Source organism: Longimicrobium sp., from assembly GCF_048594345.1.
Taxonomy (GTDB): domain Bacteria; phylum Gemmatimonadota; class Gemmatimonadetes; order Longimicrobiales; family Longimicrobiaceae; genus Longimicrobium.
In genome coordinates this window covers 1-19,184 of the sequence record NZ_JBMDXM010000038.1, presented here as the reverse complement: position 1 = coordinate 19,184, position 19,184 = coordinate 1, and the positions used below count along the sequence as shown (strand labels likewise).

Genomic DNA, 19,184 nt, shown 5'->3' with positions numbered 1-19,184 from the left:
CCCCGCCTCAAGAAACGGTGTTCTCACGCGGAGACGCGGAGGGCGCGGAGGCGCGGAGAGGAGATGGAGAGTGGGATTTCACGGAGAAAAAGCAGAGGGGCGGAGCAGCGGAGATGAACCTTCTCCGTTGCTCCGCCCCTCTGCGTGCCGAATCTTTTTCCGCGCCTCCGCGACCTCCGTGTCTCCGCGCGAGACTTGTAGCGCGTCAGCGGCGGCCGGCCGCCAGGTCGCGGACCACACCCGCCAGCATGCGCACCTTGGCGGCGTCGCCGGAGGACTGCGCGTCGGCGTCAAGCTGCGTGGCAAGCGTCGTCAGGGCGGTGCGGCGGCGGGCGCCGGTCAGCCGCTCGGCCGCGTCCAGGTCGCGCGCCACGCGAATGCTGCGCGTGCCCGAAAGCCCGCGGCTGCGCGTGAGCTGGTCCACGTACGCGCGAGCGACCACGAAGCTGGCCGGCCACGTCACCCGGCGCTGGTTCTGCGGATTGAACTCGCTCCACCGCACCGTCTTGGCCGCGTCGATCTCGTTCTGCGTCAGCATGGGGCCGGGCACCAGGCGGAACACGTCCAGCCCGCGGCCGATCTCCGTGCCGTAGATGTGGCCGTTGTACCAGTACGACGACCAGAACCCGCCCAGCACCGGCTGCGTGGTGCTGTACGGCCCGCGGTCGAAGAAGGCGAGCTCCACCGGCTTGGCGGGGTCGGTGAAGTCGAAGATGGAGATGCCACCCTGGTACCACGACTGCACCATGATGTCGCGCCCCGGCACCGGGATCAGCGATCCGTTGTGCGCCACGCAGTTCTCCTGCTCCGTCTGCGCCGCCGGCAGCTTGTAGTAGCCCACCTGCCGCAGCTCGCGGTTGTTCAGGGTGAAGATGGCGTCGGCGCCCCACTCCGGCCGGTCGGTCGCGCGGCACCGCGGCGCGCTGCCGCCGCCCCACTCGTCCGTAAACAGCACCTTGCTGCCGTCGTTGTTGAACGTGGCCGAGTGCCAGTACGCAAAGTTGGGGTCAACCACCTCGTCGATGCGCACCGGGTTGGCGGGGTTGCTGATGTCCAGCAGGATGCCGTTCCCCGCGCACGCCCCCGCCGCCAGCCCGATCTCCGGATAGACGGTGATGTCGTGGCACTGGTTGGTCTGCGCCGTCTCCTGCGCGTTGGGCCCCTGCCGGCCGCCCTGGTTAAGGCCGTTGATGGCGCCCGTCTGCGCGTTGGCGAAGATGCGCGGCGCGTTCACCACGCGCGCGGCCTGCGGACGGGCCAGCGGCACCTCGATCACCTCGATGCGAAAGTACGAGGTGTTGGGGTCTTCGGTGCTGTTGCGCGCCGAGCACCCCTGCAGCTCTTCCGCCGGGCGCACGCCGCTCGTACCCTGCACGTAGATGTAGACCCTGGACGCGTCGCGCGGGTCCGGCACCAGCGTGTGCGTGTGCGAGCCGCGGCACGTCTGCACCGACGCCACCTGCCGCGGCCGGTCCAGGTTGCTGATGTCGAAGATGCGCACGCCGCGAAAGCGCTCCGCGCTCACCGCCCCCTGCACCCCCTGCGCGCCGCAGTCCAGCCGCCCGCGCGTTTCTTCAACCGACAGAAAGAGCAGGTTGCCGTGCACCGACACGTCGCCCTGGCCGCCGGGGCAGACCAGCGAGCCCCGCAGCCGCGGACGGGCCGGGTCGCTGATGTCGTAGATCTGAAAGCCGTTGTAGCTGCCGATGTACACGCGGCTGCCCGAGAACGCCATGTCGGTGTTCGCGAACCCGAAGTCGGCCCGCTCGGCGGGGTTAAAGAAGCCCGCCGGCCGGTTGGTGTGCGACACCAGCTCCATGCCGCGAACCGCCACGCCCGCGTCGTCCCACCCCGCCCGCAGGCCGATGCGCGGGTCGCGGGCGTCCTGGGCCTGCGCGCCCGTGGCGAGCAGCGCCGCCGCCAGCGCGGCCAGCGGCGCGCGGGCGGTCCATCGGTCACGCGGCCGTCCAGCCACCGTTTCCGTTCTCATCCTGGTCTCTGCTTGAAGTGTGTTGATACGGGACCTCGTTCGCGTCCGTCCTTCGCCGGTCAGCGGGGACGGGAGCCGTTCAGCGGCCCGGCGAGCATGGTGCGCATGCGGTCGATCTCCATCCGCTGGTCGGCCTCCACCTCGCTGGCGATGTGGTACACCGCCGACTCCTGCCCCCCGCCGGGGGTGCCGAACAGCTCCGCCACCATGGCCAGCGCGCCCTCGTGGTGGCGGATCATCAACTCCAGGAACAGCCGGTCGAACTCCGCGCCCGACGCCGCGGCAAGCCGCTGCATCTCCTCCGGCGTGAGCATCCCCGCCATCACGTGGCCGGGGCCGTGGTGCGCGTGCGCGCTGTCCGCGGACGGCACCGGCTCGCCGCGAGCCGTGAGCCAGCGCTCCATCAGCGCGATCTCGTCCCGCTGCGAGACGGCGATGCGCTCCGCCATCATCCGCACGTCGTCGCGCGTCGCGCGGCCGGGGACCAGCGCCACCATCTCCAGCGCCTGCCCGTGGTGCGCGATCATCCCCGTCACGAACCGCACGTCCGCTTCGCCGTGCCGCGGCCCCGCGACGGCCTGCGCCTGCGCCGTCCCCGCCCCGCACGCCGCGTAGGCGACGGAGAGCAGCAGGCCGGCGGCCCGCATCCATCGAAACGATCTGCTTCCCTGCCTCATCCTGTTCCTGCTCCTCGATGGCCCGCCGAACGTTCGTCCGTTCGCCGGCGCCGCCAACAATGGGTTCGCCCGCAACGCCTCGCAAGGCGGCATTTTTCCCGACGTTTCGCGGAATTTCCGCTCCCACCCCGCCGCCCGGACGACGACGGGCGCGATGTCCGCTATCCCGCGCGCACGGCCACGGCGACGTAAATCTCTCCCCCAAAACGAGATGGGCGCCGGGCGGCCCGGGTGGGAAGGGTAAACCCGGCGGCCGGCGCGAGTTCCACGAAGCGGTCGAAGTCCACCGGGTACGGTGTCCACGGGCCCGGCCGCCGCCCTTCGTATTCCATCAGCACCAGCCGTCCGCCCGGCCGCAGCATCCCCGCGACGTTCAGCAGCGCTCCCCGCGCGTCGGCGACAAAGTGCAGCACGTTGGCCATCACCACCCCGTCCAGCACCGGCAGCGCCAGCGGCCCCGTCACGTCCCCCACCCGTCCCTCCACCGGCGCGGCCGGGACGCGGGGCGGATGGCGCCGCCCGCGGAGCAGGGACGCCAGCGCCCGCGCATCCCGATCCACCGCGATCACCCGCCCCGCGCGGCCTACGAGCATCGCCAGCGCACGGCTGAACACGCCCGTACCCGCGCCCAGGTCAGCCCACACCTCGCCATCCGCCGCGGGGACGGCGGCGCGCAGCAGATCCAGCGCGTCCGTGTCGGTCATCCGCCGAGCGTGCGGCGCGTCACGGGGCGTCCCAGATGCGCTTGCCCAGCGCGGACGCGGCAAGCTGCACGGCCAGCTTTCCCGTGGCGTTCTCCCGGTCCATGATCGGGTTCACCTCCACCAGGTCCATCCCCCGCAGCCGCCCCGTCTCCGCCACCAGCTCCACCGCCAGGTGCGCCTCGCGGTAGTTCAGCCCGCCCATCACCGGCGTGCCCACACCGGGGGCGAAGGTGGGGTCCAGGACGTCCAGGTCCAGGCTGAGCCAGATGCCCTCGGTGCCCTGCGACGCCGCCTCGATGGCCTGCCGCATCACTTCGCGGATCCCCACGCGGTCGATGGCCTCCATGGACCACACGTTCACGCCGGCCGCGCGCATCAGCGTCCGCTCCTCCACGTCCAGGTCGCGCACGCCCACCACGGCCACGTTGCGCGGCTGCAGCTTGGGTCCCAACGCCTCGCGCCCGGCCAGCGTAACCAGCGGCTCCGCCCCCCGCCCACAGAGCGCGGCCAGCGGCATTCCGTGGATGTTGCCGGAGAGCGACGTCTGGTCCGTGTTGAAGTCGCCGTGCGCGTCCAGCCAGATGAGGCCCAGCCGGCGGTGCCGCAGCGCGCCCATCACCGAGCCGGCGGACAGGCTGTGGTCCCCGCCCAGGACCAGGGGAAAGTGCCCCTGCTCCACGCTGGCCGCCACGCGGTCGGCCAGGCGCGCCTGCACCTCGACGATCGGCTCCAGGTACTTGAGGGTCGAGTCGCCCGGCGGGCAGCTTTCGCGCACGGGCACGGGAATGTTGCCCAGGTCCGACACGGGAAGGCCCAGGCCCTCCAGCGCCAGCTGCAGGTCCGCGTAGCGGATGGCGCTGGGCCCCATGTCCACCCCTCGCCGCCCGGCGCCAAAGTCCAGCGGAACGCCGATCAGGTCTACGTGCACGATTGTCGGTTTCGGATGATGCGGTGCTTCGCGTCCCCGCCGTGTGCGGAACGGTTGAAGACGCTGCGTGGGCCGAGAATGTTTCGGCGGAGGGCGGCGCAGGCAAGGACCGGGCTACCGGCTCGTACAGCGGCGCGGATCGGGGTGGATGCTCCGCCGCGGCCCGTCGAGGCGCGTTGCCCACCTTCATCGGATTTGTCCAAAGCCGGCTGTTGGAGCCGCCGACCGCGAGCCGGGTGCGGAGACCTGGCGCGGCGCATAGAATCAGGCTCGTCCTTCCGCCCAGTCCCCCACCGTCCTCCCAGATCCCCGATGCGCATCCATCCCGCCGCGCTTGCGCTGCTCGCCGCCGTTCTCGCCAACTGCTCCCCCGCCCCGCGCGCGGGTGCCGTCGCGCCGACGTCCCTGCCGCTCTGCAACCCGTGGTGCGCGGACACGGTGGCCGCGGGCGTGGTATGGCGCCGCGCGACGCTCTCCCTTCCGGATTCCACGCCGCAGACCGTGCTGGTGAACGTGGTGGAGGTGGATCTCGCCAACACGGCGGTGCGGGTGCTCCCGGTCCGGCCGGACGACAGCACGTACCACACGGTCAGCGACATGGGCGCGAACACCCCGCAGGCGGTGGCGGGGGTGAACGGCGGATTCTTCCTGAACGCGGGGAGCGACGACATCTGCGGCGCGTGCCAGAGCGGCAGCTGCCCGGCGTACCGCCCGTCGAGCCTGCTGCAGATCCCCGGCACGTGGTCGTCCACCAACTGCAGGGCGCCACGCAGCGCCTTTGGCATCGACCTGCAGGGCGGCACGCACTTCACCGTACTCTCGCCCAACACGCCGTGGACCGGGATGCCCTACGCCATCGGCGCGGGGCCCACGCTGGTGCAGGGTGGCCAGCCGGTGGCGCTGACGGACACCACGCAGGCGTTCCCGTGGATCGGCAGCGCGCATCCTCGCACCGCCGTGGCCGTGGACACCGCCGGACACCTGCTGCTGGTGACCGTCGACAAGCCAGGCCTCACGCTCTCCGGCTTCGCCAACTTCCTCGTAACCCTCGGCGCGGCCGACGCGATGAACCTGGACGGGGGCGGATCCACCACCATGTGGGTCGCCGGCCAGCCGAACGGAGGCGTGGTCAACTGCCCCTCCGCCACCGGCTGCGCCGAGCGGCGCGTGTACGACGGCCTGTTCGTGATCGCGAACTGACACCCTGGCGCGGATCGCGCAGGCTACGGGCTGAAGCGGCCGGGGCTGCGGCGACCTCGAGGATGGAGCACCCGCACGCCCCGACTGTAATTTCGAAGGAGGCGCCGCACCGAACCGTCTTCCACTCCGGTTTCCGGCGCCGACTGAGAGATCTGCTGTCGGACGCTTGAGGCGGGTTCGATACGAACCTTTGGTGCGGAGAGAGTCGTTGACTTCGGTAGTGGATCAACCGGTGCGCAGGCCATCGTTGAAATGATAGTGCTCCTGGGCACCGGAAGTGAAACCGGCCCTGAATCCAGCGGTGATCTCCCTCCTGGGCGAGTAGTGACCTTCTGCAATCGCCCAGTCCAGCGCTCCCGCATCGACTGGATACGCGGTCAACAATCCGGAGAGACGATGCTGGGCGATCCAAGCTTCAGCACGCTCGCGTGTTGAAAACACGCCCGAGGGCAAGCTGCGTCCCTCGCCGTTGAACACCCATATCCACATGTGACGCTGTCCCAAACTTGATTCGATGCAGTCCAGCCGAACAAAAGGATAGCGAACAACAGGGCGGCAATCGTCGCTCTACCACTGAGCGCGCCGTGCGACCCGTTCTGAAACGCCGCAATGCACTTCGCACGCTCGACTGCGTCCGAATCGGCTCTCGATGGAAACGCACCGGATCCCCCCGCCACGAACCCGTACGTGTTCAGCCCGCTCGCGATGCCGATGGGGTCGCACTGGGTGAACTGGCCTGTTATCGGGTCGTAGTAGCGGTTGCGGCGGTACATCAGGCCGCTGATGTCCTGCTGGCCACGGATCAGGCTTCCCGCCCAGTCGCCCGCCGCCGGATCACCGCCCTTGAAGTAGCTGCCCCAATAGGGCTTGGGCCACAACACGTACAGGCATGGATCGTTTGGCCCGCAGTTGTACATCTTGGCCTTGGACGTGCTGGCCGCATGGTACGCGCCGCGGTAGTCCGTGTGTGGGACCGGCGTAACGTTCACCGAAACGTACCCTGCCGGATCACGCTCAGCGGCGCGTGAACTCGAGCCGGGACCCTCGCTCATCCAAATTGTCACGCTAGCGGAAGCGGCGCAAAGCGCACATCCGCATCAGCTTACAAGAAAACTTCCGCCCGTTTCACCGGACAGCAGTGACTCAAGTTAGCAGTTCGTGTTTACTTTAAACACTTCCTCTTGTGGAGATGCACTAGCACGCCGGAGTGGGCTCAACACATCGTTGCTCGCCCCACTCCGTTCTGAATTCGCATGCTACACCGCTCCCAATCGCAGCCCTGACGATGATGTCGTCGGCCGTATCCAAGTTCCGATCGGGCCCCGCGGAAGTAAGTTCGAACTCCTCGCCGTTCACTTGATACCGGACATCACTCCCCCAGAGGTCTTGCAACCCGCCGTCGGCGGTCCGAGCCCATATGCGTGGCCCACGGAGGCTTTCTGGTGCAGCGCCGATTTCTCGCCCATACCCATCGATTGCCCGAGCAACTCTTACCAGCCGCTGGCCCATGGCCAGGATCGAGTCTCGGCGCGTTGCAGGGATGGATCGATCCATCCTGTCCGACTCCGAGAGTGCTGGGCACAGAGGATAGATCCACTTCGTGGTCATCCTCTCGCACGGAGGAGCAACCCGATCCCATGTCGTGGTCTGACCGTCGTGCCGCATTTCACACGGCATGGCTCGACCCAAGCGGCCGGTCGCAACGATGTCGTCGGTGGTGCCGATCGCCCCATCACTGCCTGCGGATCGAATTTCAAACGTGCGTCCGGCTGTAGTATAGTGAAGCACCTGACCCCACGGATCTCGCCCGTTGAATCCCGGCTTGGGATCATCATCGACAAGGGTCTGAGGAAGGGCACCGGCACTGCGACCTATTCGATCTGTGGTACGTACCAAGGCGTAGATTCGCGCAATTGTCACCCGGACGCTGTCCTGCCGCGTGTACAGGGGAAGAAGGTCGTCGCCCTGTTCTTGAGGAACGCAGGCGAATGCGGCCATGCCGATCATTGCGAATGCAAGCCGGATTGCGAGCATCGAGGTGCTTCTGGTGATTGACGGCATCACGGTACTCCCAGGTTGTTACAGTCCGTCTGCCAATTTCCGCGTGCGACTCCCGTGCTATGCCTGCACGCGTAAACTTGCGCATCGTTCTGAAAGTGGGTTTCTAACGCCGACCCTCTACCCGCATTGAAATAAGCCGAGATGCTCCGGCCGTTCATCGGCAAGTAGAGCAGACTTCGCTGCTGTCGCTGGAGTTGATGGCCATACTCGTGAGCCAAAACGAATGATCGCTGACCAGCCGTCTCGTAACCTAATGCTTGGCCATTGAAGAACTCTTCGGCTAACACGATTTTCCCTCTAGGCGAGCCGGCGGGACGATTATGCCACAGCGCACCCCCATGGCGCCGGATTCTTCCGCCTTCCAGCATTTGCATCAGCGGATCACGCGCGCCGGCATCGAGCAACTGAATATAGGATTCGATCTGCCGATACCTCGTGTCGTCCCATCCTCCGGGACAAAGGCCTCGTCCGTCCTTCTGGTCATCGGCACATAGGCCATACGGATCAGAGTATGAAACGGGATCCCCGTTCCCGAACCCGTAGGCGTTCAGCCCGCCCGCGATGCCGATGGGGTCGCTCTGGGTGAACTGGCCCGTCATGGGGTCGTAGTAGCGGTTGCGGCGGTACATCAGGCCGCTGATGTCCTGCTGGCCGCAGATCAGGCTCTCCCACCCGATTCCCCCTATGGGACCTGAGGGCCCTAAGGAGCCGACGGATACGGCGGTTGGTATTGCTCTGTCATTAGAACATCATCCTGCGAACAGTAGCGTCCGTCGGCAGCGGCAGCGCGTATCTCATACTCCCCTCGCGCCGACGAGTAGACAACCAATTGTCCCCACCCATCTCGGAGAACAGGGAGGTTGTCACCTTCCGATGATACATCCTTAAGGCGTTCGGGCAGCTTGCCAGTGTTCATTCTATAGCGCCTCACGAGTGTGCGTAGAGCATCGAGGTGTATCCACGTTCTAACCTCCGGATCCGGAAATACATCGTCTTCTCGGTCAGTCACAGTTTGGGTGCCGGCGACGATCGGGGGCAGCGCAGCCCGGGCTGCGGCAGCAGGGTAGCCCTTTGACAGGCAGTCTGGACTCCTCCGAGAGTGTATTGAACAACTCGCCAATGAGAGCAGAACCAAGACAGCGGCTCGATCGATGTAGCGGTGCATTTCAGCGCTCCTGGATGAAGAAAGTCAAAAAGGCGGACACCGAACAACTCCATCCCATCCTGCATACTTGGGTTCCGGGCGAACGACTGCAGACGCCTCGAACGCACGCGCATCAGCTTCGAACAGTTGACCGAGCGGAGTATCGGGCGGAACCGCTGCGCCGGTAAGTGCGCGCGTTATCATCTCCTGATGTCGATGCCGCAACTCATGTCCAAAGATCTTGGCTAGTGAAAACTCGTTATATATTGCGACTGAACTAAAATCCCCGTTCCCTGTAAACCAAATGTTTCGTCCCTGTTGATAAGCGTCGATCTTTCCGGCCCTATAGTTGCCGACTCCCACCTCTCCCGCCTCAATCATAGCCAGCTGTTCAGCCCTGATGTTGGGAGCGGAGTAGTTTTCAACAACGCAACGTAGCCTCTGCTCCTCTTGTGGCGTGAGCGCTCTCGTGCTGTCCTGCTCAGCCTCGTGTTCAGCACATAGGCCATACGGATCAGAGTATGAAATGGGGTCCCCGTTGCCGAACCCGTACGTATTCAGGCCCCCCGCGATGCCGATGGGGTCGCTCTGGGTGAACTGGCCCGTCATGGGGTCGTAGTAGCGGTTGCGGCGGTACATCAGGCCGCTGATGTCCTGCTGGCCCCGGATCAGGCTTCCCGCCCAGTCGCCCGCGGCCGGATCACCGCCCTTGAAGTAGCTTCCCCAATACGGCTTGGGCCACAATACGTACAGGCATGGATCGTTCGGCTCGCAGTTGTAGATGCCGCCGTTGGACGTGCTGGCTGCATGGTACGCGCCGCGGTAGTCGGAGTGCGGGATCAGCGTCACGTTGCCGGATACATGGCCGGTGCGGATTACGCTCAGCGGCGCGTCGATCCCGGCGGCGTGCGTGTAACCTACGCGCCCAAACTCGTCGCCCCCCTGGATGTCGCTCTCCAGCTGCGTCGCGCTGGCGTTGTCGCCGCCCTGCGCGCGGATCTCGTACAGCAGTTGGTCGCCCGACCCCGCGTAGCGCTCGATGGCGCTGGTGCACTCCGAGCCCGTACACAGGCTGTCGCGCCGCCTCCGCTGCGGCACCGCCGCTCCAGCACGTCGTAGCGGTACTCGCTGAAGTAGCCGTCGGCCACGGCGCCCGCCTAAGAAAAGCGTCGTCCGAACGAAGAGCTTGAGTGCTCGGTACGTCAGAGTTGCTGCTCGGGAAATTCGGGTTGTTCATTGGCAGGTAGAGCGGGACATGCCGGAGTAGAATGTTCGAACCGCCGAACGATTCCGTCTCCACGTACAATTCCACACGCATCCATTCTATCACGAAAACCGATCCATACGAGGTCGTCCTGTGTTCCATGTACGCCGTCTACTCCACTTGCACTCAGCACATATACATCCCCAATGCGCCGATAGCGCAGCGGGCGTTGTCGAGCGTCCGTGAAAATTGCTTCACGCTCTCGGGGAGTCGCGCGAGGGAATGCCTGTTCCAAACTATCGGGTGGAATCCCGTACGCCCGGTGGTATTGTACGATTCCGCTATGAAGCGTTCCGAACTGCAGAACGTCCCACGGATGTACAACTCCGTGGAATCGCCCACCGCCTGAGTGACCGATTCAGGATTGACAGGGGCAGCTGGTTGCACTGTACGTCCGTTGGTGCATGCAGCCATTACGACTGTCGCCATCACTCCCACCCGGCCGGAGAACAGATGAGTCAGCACTACTTCCTCCTTCCACAATAGCCATCCGAGAACGTTCCGGTAGTGTTCGCGCATGCATGACGGTCGGCATCCTGTTCCATCATGAACGCGAACTTACCGAATCGGTCTGTAGCAGAGCGCCGCCACCACTCCTCTCGAGAAAAACCCGCCATGCCCTCCTGCTGCAGCACGTGGCCAATCTCATGGCTCCCAGTGATTGCGATAAACCCAGGATCCACCTGATCAAACATTGTAGTTCCAGCAGGGCGGTTCATGTTGATGACGATAAAACTCTCACCTACCCAATCAGCCGTGGCATGGGCGCGGACCAATTGGTCGGAGTGCCACCCTGCGACAATGTATCCGTTGTTCAACTTGTGTAACCAGCGAGCAGCCTCTTCCGAGGTCATATTTGCAGCCGCACTAGCCATCGCATTGTATTGGTCCACAGTTAACTGGCCAGGGCACCGGCCGCTTCCTCCTCGCATCTCCTCGGGACAAAGACCATACGGATCAGCATACGACACCGGATCCCCCGCCGCGAACCCGTACGTATTCAGCCCCCCCGCGATGCCGATGGGGTCGCTCTGGGTGAACTGGCCCGTCATCGGGTCGTAGTAGCATACTCGTACTCCATCTCCGGCGCGTTGCCCGTCTCGGGGTTGCGCGTGCGGCTCCAGTACATGTGGCCCGTGGGGTCGGCGCGGTACTCCTCGACCGTGGGGATGGCGGTGGTCTGCCCGTGTGACGAGGCCACCAGCGTACCCAGCCCGGAGTAGCGGTTCTGGATGATGTTGCCCCCCCCATCCCACGGTCACCCGCAGCGCCCCGTTGGGAGACGAAGACGTGCGTGCTCCGATACGCCGCCAACCCACAGTCACAGAAAGCCGGTGGAATATGGTGTGAGAAGATCAGAGTCGCCGGTTAGGCAGACTTCTACCTTGCACTCGATTTGGCGGCGTCGTTGAAAAAGCCCAAGACGCTCAGCATGGCAACCCGTATGGCGAGAGTGCCAAGATACAGGGTCAGGATCTCGTAGGTGCCAAAGGCCATCAGAAATCGATCGACTCCATCGCGGGTGATAAAAATGATATTTGCTATTATGTTCAGCATAGTTCCAACCGCAAGGAAGCCAATCGCGCGTCGTGTTTCACGCTTCCACAACGCGGCTGTGTATAGGCCGAGCAGCGAGAGATCCGCGAGGGCTACAGCTGTTTGCCACAAAGGTGCGCCGACACGGAAGTGGCCCGTATCCGCGGAAAACGTGTATGGATCCGCGTAGACGGCAATGCCGAGGACTATCGCGGCGGCCATAAGCGGAATTCTGAACATGATCGTCATGTCCCTATTCACCGGCATCGTGGTGGTAGTTGTCTGTCCGAATACCGCGAAGGCGAGCATCGGTGCAGAATTCTTGCAGCATTCTCAGTTTGAATTGCCGGGCCAACTCTATCCACATTATCCGTCATAATCGCCCATGCGTGCCCCAGTTCGTGCGCAAGTGAGATCGTCAAGTCTAAGTCGAACCGCTGCCGACCGAAATTCGCGTCGATGATCGTACGCGCATTGTCGTTGAATAAGCCCCAGATTGGCGCAAACGTCTTTGCCCCGCCGTAGCGGTCCACCGTAACATTCTGCCGACCCACGTTCAGGCTCAGCGTATTTGGCGACGCTTCGATATCTTGCATTACTGATTGAAGATACCGAGCATTAAGCCTCACCTCCATATCCCTGCTGTTCAAGCCCCGTATTACCTCACGCTCGAGTTCTCGCCAAAGACGTTCGGCGCGGTCGTTCTCAAACTCCACTTTCAAGCCATAAGGATCCGAGTACGACACGGGATCCCCTTCCGCGAACCCATACGTATTCAGCCCGCCCGCGATGCCGATGGGATCGCTCTGGGTGAACTGGCCCGTCATGGGGTCGTAGTAGCGGTTGCGGCGGTACATCAGGCCGCTGATGTCCTGCTGGCCCCGGATCAGGCTTCCCGCCCAGTCGCCCGCCGCCGGATCACCGCCCTTGAAGTAGCTGCCCCAATACGGCTTGGGCCACAACACGTACAGGCATGGATCGTTCGGCCCGCAGTTGTAGATGCCGCCGTTGGACGTGCTGGCTGCATGGTACGCGCCGCGGTAGTCGGAGTGCGGGATCAGCGTCACGTTCCCCGACACGTGGCCGGTGCGGATTACGCTCAGCGGCGCGTCGATCCCCGCGGCGTGCGTGTAGCCTACGCGGCCAAACTCGTCACCTCCCTGGATGTCGCTCTCCAGCTGCGCCGCGGTGGCGTTGTCGCCGCCCTGCGCGCGGATCTCGTACAGCAGCTGGTCGCCCGACCACACGTACCGCTCAATGGCGCTGGTGCACTCCGAGCCCGTACACAGGCTGTCGCGCCGCATCCGCTGCAGCACCCGCCGCCCCCGCGCGTCGTAGCGGTACTCGTCGAAAGTGCCCTTCGTGGCCTCGCCCGTCCAGTGGTACTTCTGCAGAAAGCGCAGCTTTTCGTCCGCCCCATAGTAGTGCCGCGTGGCGGAGCTGGACACCAGGTTGATCATCAGCCCGTAGCCGGTGTTGACCGTGCGGTACGACCGCTGCCCCGAGACGATCACGTTCCCCGCTTCGTCCAGGCTGGTGTAGGTGGTGTCGGGGTGCCACATCTGCGTCTGCGACTGCGTGTTGATGGACACGGTGCCGACCACGGCGCTGCTGTTGGGCGCATACTCGTACCCCATCTCCGGCGCGTTGCCCGTCTCGGGGTTGCGCGTGCGGCTCCAGTACATGTGGCCCATGGGATCGGCGCGGTACTCCTCTACCGTGGGGATGGCGGTGGTCTGCCCGTGTGACGAGGCCACCAGCGTCCCCAGCCCGGAGTACCGGTTCTGGATGATGTTGCTTCCCCACGCCTCCCTCACCCGCAGCGCCTTGCCGCGCACGTCGTACTCGATGCTGTCGTCGTGCACCAGGCACGCGCCCGCGGCCCGGCGCCGGGTAAGCCGGCCGTCGGCGTCGTACGTACGCGTTTCGACCACCGGGTTGGCGGTGTCCGGGTAGATGGTGCGCACGGGACGCCCATCGTTGTCGTACTCGAATCCGAACACGTTGTTCAGCGGGTCGCGCACGCCGATCAGCTCGCCGGCCAGGTTGTAGGTGTAGCGCGTGCTGTCGCGGCCAAAGGCGGCGGAGATCGCCGCAGGGCCCAGCAGGTCCCTGAGCCGGCTGTTGCGGTCGTAGCGGTACCCCAGGCCGTAGACGTGCGTGGTGAACTCCGACGCCGGATACGGATCGGTGACGGACGCGATGCCGGTGTCGAAGCCTTCGGCTCCTCCAACCCCGATGGACTGGGTTTCGGGCATGCACCCGATCGTCGGGCAGATCTGCGCGCCGCCGTAGACGCGGATGCGCAGCGAGTCGGTCGCCAGCAGCCCGCCCGGCGTGTACGTGCGGCGAATGCGGGCGGCGCGGTTGTTGGCCGTGAGCAGGTTGCCCGCGGCGTCGTAGGTGAACGTCGCCGTGTCGCCCGGGACGGTCAGACCGCCGGAGGCGTGGTTGGGATACAGCGGAAAGCGATAGGTGCAGGGGAACAGCGGTCCGTGCGCGGCGCACGTCTCCGCCGCGTACACCGCCGCGGGCATCACGCGAGAGATCATCCGGTTCGCCGCGTCGTACCGCATCACCGTCCGCAGGCCGCGGTCGCTGTAGGTGGTGTCCACGTTTCCGGCGGGATCGTACGTCCACGTGGTTAGCTTCTGCCCTACGAACTCCGTACGCTTGCGCCCCGCCTGGTCATAGGTGTAGTTGCTTTGCACGTCGGCGCCGTCGGGGGCGTTGGTGGTGGACAGTACGGTGAGCACGTTGCCCTCGCCGTCGAACACCTTGCGCACCTCCGTCTGCTCCGCCAGCACCGGCGGCGCGCCCGCGGGCGCCCAGGGGAGCGAGTACGGCAGGGCCGGGCCGGTGGCGCGCACCAGCGTGTCGCGGCCCATGGCGTCGTAGTACGTGTACTGGTGCTGCAGCAGCTGCCCGGCCGAGTCGACCGGCGTGGCGACGTCGCTGGACTGGCCGATGCCGTCGTTCACGTACTGCGTCCACACGCCCAGGGGGCTGCGTGTCCCCGAAAGGTTGCCCAGGGTGGCGTCGTAGGTCACCGAGTCCGGCGGCGTTTCGGGCATGTCGGTGGCGCGCAGCAGCCCCTTGTGCGGCCCGGAGTCGTAGTAGCGAAAGTACACCGTCCGCCCCAGCGCGTCCGTCTGCCAGGCGCGGCTGCCGTCGTTGCGGTACGCGATGGTTACGCTGTCACGCTCCGGCGGGATGATGGTGGTGGCGAAGTCAGGCCACCTGGCGTTGTTGTACGTGTACGTCAGCGTGTCGGCCTTGCCGTCGTCGCGGGCGTTGATGGAGATCACCCGGCGCGGCATCCCCCTGCCCGTGAACTCCACCCGCTGCGTAAAGCCGTTGGGTGCCACGGTGCGGGTGACCAGCGCCGGGAAGACCCCGTTCTCGCGAAAGATCTGCGTTTCGTGGCCCAGCGCGTCGCGAATGCGAGACGGTGCGCCAAAGCGGGTGATCCACAGGTAGGTGTGGTCCACCACGTCCGTCCGCGCGCCATCCAGCCGGGTATAGACGTCCGAGGTGGCCACGGAGCTCGCGACGCCCTTCGACTCCCCCGCCTGGAACCCGCGCACGATGTCGAAGGGCGTTTGCGCGGCGCCCATCCGCAGCCGCGTCCCCGAGATCTTTCCCGCGGCGTCGAAGGTAAAGGAAGTGTACGTCATCCGCCGGTCGGTGTACGCGCTGATCCGGCGCGTCACCTGGGGATCGTACTCAAAGGCGACGGACTTCTGGTCCGGGTCCTGGATGCTCGCCACGCGGCGGTCGCCCGCGCCGAACCGCTCCACGAGGGTCGTCCGCGTGTCCGCGCCCGGGGCCGCCGCCTGCACCTGCGCCAGGCGCCCTTCGGCGTCGTAGCCGAAGGTGTAGGTGGGGGCGGCACCGCCGGCGACCGGCAGCGAGATGCTCCCCAGCCGCGCACCGTCAAGGGTGAACCAGGTGGTGTGCTCCAGCCGGTTGTCGGTGCGGTAGTGGGTGCCGCCCGACGTAAAGTACACGGACCCCCCGCCGCGCAGGACGCGCCGGTAGCGGATCTCGCCGTTGCCCGGGTCCGTGAACCGGCGCAGCTCGTCCCGCGCGCCCGAGGGGTTCCACGCCTTCCACTGGTTGGCGATGGTGTCGGGGATAAAGAAGCGCGTGCTGCCGTCACCGCCCACCCACAGAAAGTTGGGCCCGCTGGGCACCAGCTCCTCCCACCCCGCCAGCCACCACCCCGCGCCAAAGGGGCTCGACTTGCGGTTCACCACCGCCATCGTGTCCCTGGCCGGGATGGACGGCGCCTGCGTAGTGCCGTAGGCCGCGACTACCTGCAGCGTGTACGCGTACAGGCCCGTCGCCGTGTTCAGCCCGTCCCACTGCAACGCCACGCGCCGCGCGGCTCCCGGCTGCCAGTCGCCGCCCGGGTAGCTGGCCGAGGCGACCACCACGCCGCCGATCACCACGTCGGCGTATACGAGGGTGGGCACCGCGGCGCCGGCGGGGAGCGTGACGTCCGCGTAGACGGTGGGACGCGGGTGCGCATGCTGCGCGTTGTACAGCAGCACCGGCGCGCGGGCCTGGTTGCGCGTGCGAAAGGCGGGGAGCGCGTGCACCATGCGCAGGTCGCCGCACTCGTACGCCGACCGCACCCCGGTGGCCACCGTCACGCACTGGCTGCGCTCTACCGTCTTGCTGGAGTTCAGGTCGGCCAGCTGCACCGTCATGGCCACGGTGGCGGCGCCCGTGGCCGGTGCGGCCGCATTGGCCGCGCTCCCGGCGCGACGCGGCCTCGCCGTCGGTTCCACGGTGCGGAGCGGCTGCGGGCTCAGCGACGCGAATGGCTCCTTCCCCGGGCCGATGGCCTCCGCCCGCGCGGCGAACGAAATTCCGAGCAACGCAAGGAGCACAAGGATCGTGGCCGCAAGCACGCGAGGCGGGACGTCGGGACGGAATGACGGCATGGGATACCGATGAATGGAAGAGGAGGGAGGAATACGACACTGAGAGGACGAACCTTGATCGAATAACGTGACAGATCGACCCTGGCGCAAGGCATACGGTGTGCGATTGCTGGCGCCGATGCCCCCGTCAGCGCCGTTTGGAACCTGGGGGTCGAAACGTCCCGCTCCCAGTGGCGTTTCGAGTGCGTAATACCGAAATCCCGCTGTTCATTGCGCACCCATCCCGGCTCATGGAAAAGACGAGTCTCACATTCGATCGTTATTCCCAACTGCAGGTTTGCACGCAGAGGGAGCAGAGGAAGCAGAGAAAAACCGGGATCCTTCGGGCAGTCCTCTGCTTCCTCTGCTCCCTCTGCGTGCAAAGTCTTTTTGCGAATTGGGTATGAAATGTTCGGTTCTGGAGGTGTGTTTGGTGCTCACCCGGATTTGCCGAATGCACAACGTACCGCGAGAAGCGGTATAACCGAGCACGCCAGCCACTTTCAGGCGGTCGCGTACACATCGCGAAAGGATGCGCCGCTGAGGACGCGGGGAGGGATGGAGGGCGAACTCGTGATTCATTCGCGTACGTTCGCACCGCTCGCAAACGAGCAATGCCGACAGCGGAATCACTCCATGTCAGATGGGATTTATTGCAAGGTTCCGACGGAGTGTGTCCCTGCACGCATCGATCGCACGACCCAGATCGGCTTCGGTCGTGGAGGATCGGCGGCGCATCGAAAGGATCTCCTTCGTCGCCGCGACCGGTTTGGGGTCGCGGCTTTCATCACAAGCGCGCGGAGGAGGAAGGTTTCGCGTGCGTATCGACCGCCAGCGCCGGCTCCCGCCCCACATCAGACGTCATCCAGCGGCTCCGCTTCGATGCCATTCTCCATCTCACCGGCCGCTGCGGCGACGGGGATGGACGAGACGTGGATGCCGGGGCGTGTGTCCAGGATGGGGCGCATCGCGGCCGTAGACGGGGCAAAGAGGGAGAGCTGGTCAGGGTCGGCGAAGACGGCGGCAAAGTCGGTGGGCGTAAGGGCGCGGGCCAGCCGGGTGGCGTAGTTGTCGCGCAGCACGCGGGCGTAGTGGTCCACGTCGTAGTCGCGCGGGTCGGCGGCACGGCCGGCGGCGTCCGCTTCTTCAGAGGGCACCACGGCGCCGCCGCCAGACTGCGTGCGGTACACGCGGACGCGCTCGCCCACCCGCCACGCGGTGCGCCCGCTGGCCAGCAGCGCCTCGTACGCAAGCTCGCGCCGCGACTCGCGCGTCTCGGCGTACTTGTCCGGCGTCTTGGTAAGCCGTACGCGGGAAGAGACGTCGTACGTGGCCAGCTCGCGGCGGCGCAGGGCATCGAGCGTGGCCAGGTAGGTGTCGCGCACGCCGGTGACGTCGGCGGCGAACAGGCGGTGCAGCGCGGCGCGCAGAAACGCCTCGCCGTACGGCTCCGCGCGGCTGGAGCGAAAGGCGACACCCTTGAGCATCAGCGTGCCGTCGTACCCCAGCAGCGCATAGTTCTTGGGCTCGTGCGAGAGCATCGCCGCGTAGCGTCCCTCGAACTCCAGCTGAACCAGCGGCGGCAGCAGCGCGGCCACTTCGGAAACCACGCGCCGCTCGTCGTCCTCCGTCCACGACTCCGGCACGGCGAAGTACACGCCGTCCGTATCCGCCTCCAACAGCGTTACGCCGCGCGCCGCCAGCTCGCGGCACATGAACGACAGCGTCTCGCGGCCGCGGCGCGTCACCTCGTTGGCGGCGTGCACGTCGGCGAAGCGGGTAAGCTCGCCCCCCGCGGCCAGGTAGCCGTACGCGGAGTTGACCACCAGCTTCATCGCCGCCGACATGGCCTCGTGGGTGTGGCGCTGGGCGGAACCGGGGGGTGCCTCGCGCCCGCGCGCCTTGGCGGCCAGCCGCTGCTCCACCAGCCGGTCCACCAGCGCCAGCAGCGCGCCCAGGTGGTCGCGCGCCGGGCCAATGCGAAAGGCGCGCATGAGCGAGGGATACAGGCTGGCCACGTCGGCCTTGACCACGCGCCACGCCACCCCCGTGGCGAACAGGTGCAGCGCGGCGCCGCTGTGGGGCGTGCCGTCCGGCAGGCGGTGCGCGGGGAGCGCCGCGCCCGAGCGCCGGTACGCGCGCACCAGCAGCGGGTCGATGACGCCCGTGGCCGGGCCCGCGTCCGCCAGGCGCTCGTACCGCCGCGGGGCCATCCGCGCCAGCGCGAACGCCGCGCCCCCCAGCAGCCGCGCGATGGCCGCCACCTCCTCCACGTCGTCCACGGCGTAGCGGCGGATGCGCTCGGGGTCCGTGCGGTAGACGGTGTGGATGAGGTGGCCCGGCACGTACTCGCGGTCCGGCGCTGCCACGCCCAGGTGCCGCGCCACCACCTTGAGCCCGGGCCCCGGCAGCTCGCGCGTGGCGAAGTCGTAGCGGGCCACGGCGTCCATGGTGTCGATGAGCTCGCGGCCCGGCGCCACGAAGCGCACGCGGCGGTCGCCGTCGTCGTCCTTGGCCACGCCGCGGCGGGCGGCGCGCTCGCGCAGGGCCCGGCCCTCCAGCCGCCCCAGGACGAGAGGGATGCGCAGCCGGCGCGCGCGCTGGGCCAGGAACGGCAGGTCGAACCCGTGCAGGTTGTGGTTCTCGATCACGTCCGGGTCCGCCGCCCGCACCGTCTCCGCCAGCCGCAGGATGAGGTCCGCCTCGGCCGCGTCGCCCGTACCGTGCGCCTCCAGCGTCTCCGTGCGCC

General features: G+C 66.5%; 14 protein-coding genes. 1 reads left to right on the top strand and 13 read right to left on the bottom strand.

Annotated elements, in window-relative coordinates:
• Window positions 1–205 precede the first annotated feature (205 nt).
• The 4 genes from ACOJUJ_RS04380 to rocF all read right to left on the bottom strand — a co-directional run bounded on the left by ACOJUJ_RS04380 (window position 206) and on the right by rocF (window position 4,302).
• A complete protein-coding gene (locus tag ACOJUJ_RS04380; protein ID WP_420125630.1) occupies window positions 206–1,990 on the bottom strand; it encodes an LVIVD repeat-containing protein in 1,785 nt (594 codons plus the stop codon).
• 59 nt (window positions 1,991–2,049) lie between these two features.
• A complete protein-coding gene (locus tag ACOJUJ_RS04375; protein ID WP_420125629.1) occupies window positions 2,050–2,637 on the bottom strand; it encodes a DUF305 domain-containing protein in 588 nt (195 codons plus the stop codon).
• 191 nt (window positions 2,638–2,828) lie between these two features.
• Complete coding sequence (locus tag ACOJUJ_RS04370) at window positions 2,829–3,371, bottom strand: class I SAM-dependent methyltransferase (protein WP_420125628.1); 543 nt, start codon at window positions 3,369–3,371, stop codon at window positions 2,829–2,831.
• 19 nt (window positions 3,372–3,390) lie between these two features.
• On the bottom strand, window positions 3,391–4,302 hold the full coding sequence (gene rocF, locus ACOJUJ_RS04365; RefSeq protein ID WP_420125647.1) for an arginase: 912 nt from the start codon (window positions 4,300–4,302) through the stop codon (window positions 3,391–3,393).
• Between the two features lie 309 nt (window positions 4,303–4,611).
• Here rocF and ACOJUJ_RS04360 point away from each other — a divergent pair, with 309 nt between their 5' ends.
• Window positions 4,612–5,499 (top strand): phosphodiester glycosidase family protein, encoded by an 888-nt coding sequence (locus ACOJUJ_RS04360; RefSeq protein ID WP_420125627.1) that lies wholly within the window; start codon window positions 4,612–4,614, stop codon window positions 5,497–5,499.
• Between the two features lie 225 nt (window positions 5,500–5,724).
• Here ACOJUJ_RS04360 and ACOJUJ_RS04355 read toward each other — a convergent pair whose 3' ends face one another.
• The 9 genes from ACOJUJ_RS04355 to ACOJUJ_RS04315 form a co-directional block, all read right to left on the bottom strand.
• Window positions 5,725–5,988, bottom strand: a complete 264-nt coding sequence (locus ACOJUJ_RS04355) for a DUF7710 domain-containing protein (protein WP_420125626.1) — start codon at window positions 5,986–5,988, stop codon at window positions 5,725–5,727.
• A complete protein-coding gene (locus tag ACOJUJ_RS04350) occupies window positions 5,877–6,551 on the bottom strand; it encodes an RHS repeat-associated core domain-containing protein (protein ID WP_420125625.1) in 675 nt (224 codons plus the stop codon). Before ACOJUJ_RS04350 ends, ACOJUJ_RS04355 begins: the two co-directional genes overlap by 112 nt.
• Window positions 6,552–7,559: 1,008 nt before the next feature.
• On the bottom strand, window positions 7,560–8,192 hold the full coding sequence (locus tag ACOJUJ_RS04345; RefSeq protein WP_420125646.1) for an RHS repeat-associated core domain-containing protein: 633 nt from the start codon (window positions 8,190–8,192) through the stop codon (window positions 7,560–7,562).
• A 557-nt stretch (window positions 8,193–8,749) separates the two neighbouring features.
• On the bottom strand, window positions 8,750–9,802 hold the full coding sequence (locus ACOJUJ_RS04340; protein WP_420125624.1) for an RHS repeat-associated core domain-containing protein: 1,053 nt from the start codon (window positions 9,800–9,802) through the stop codon (window positions 8,750–8,752).
• A 630-nt stretch (window positions 9,803–10,432) separates the two neighbouring features.
• A complete protein-coding gene (locus ACOJUJ_RS04335) occupies window positions 10,433–11,020 on the bottom strand; it encodes an RHS repeat-associated core domain-containing protein (RefSeq protein ID WP_420125623.1) in 588 nt (195 codons plus the stop codon).
• A complete protein-coding gene (locus ACOJUJ_RS04330) occupies window positions 11,017–11,169 on the bottom strand; it encodes a hypothetical protein (RefSeq protein ID WP_420125622.1) in 153 nt (50 codons plus the stop codon). The genes ACOJUJ_RS04335 and ACOJUJ_RS04330 overlap by 4 nt, the downstream gene beginning before the upstream one ends.
• 179 nt (window positions 11,170–11,348) lie before the next feature.
• Complete coding sequence (locus tag ACOJUJ_RS04325) at window positions 11,349–11,753, bottom strand: hypothetical protein (protein WP_420125621.1); 405 nt, start codon at window positions 11,751–11,753, stop codon at window positions 11,349–11,351.
• A gap of 8 nt (window positions 11,754–11,761) precedes the next feature.
• Entirely contained in the window at window positions 11,762–16,456 is a 4,695-nt protein-coding gene (locus tag ACOJUJ_RS04320; protein WP_420125620.1) for an RHS repeat-associated core domain-containing protein, read from the bottom strand.
• A gap of 833 nt (window positions 16,457–17,289) precedes the next feature.
• A partial coding sequence (locus ACOJUJ_RS04315) for a DNA polymerase domain-containing protein (protein WP_420125619.1) occupies window positions 17,290–19,184 on the bottom strand: 1,895 nt, incomplete at its 5' end.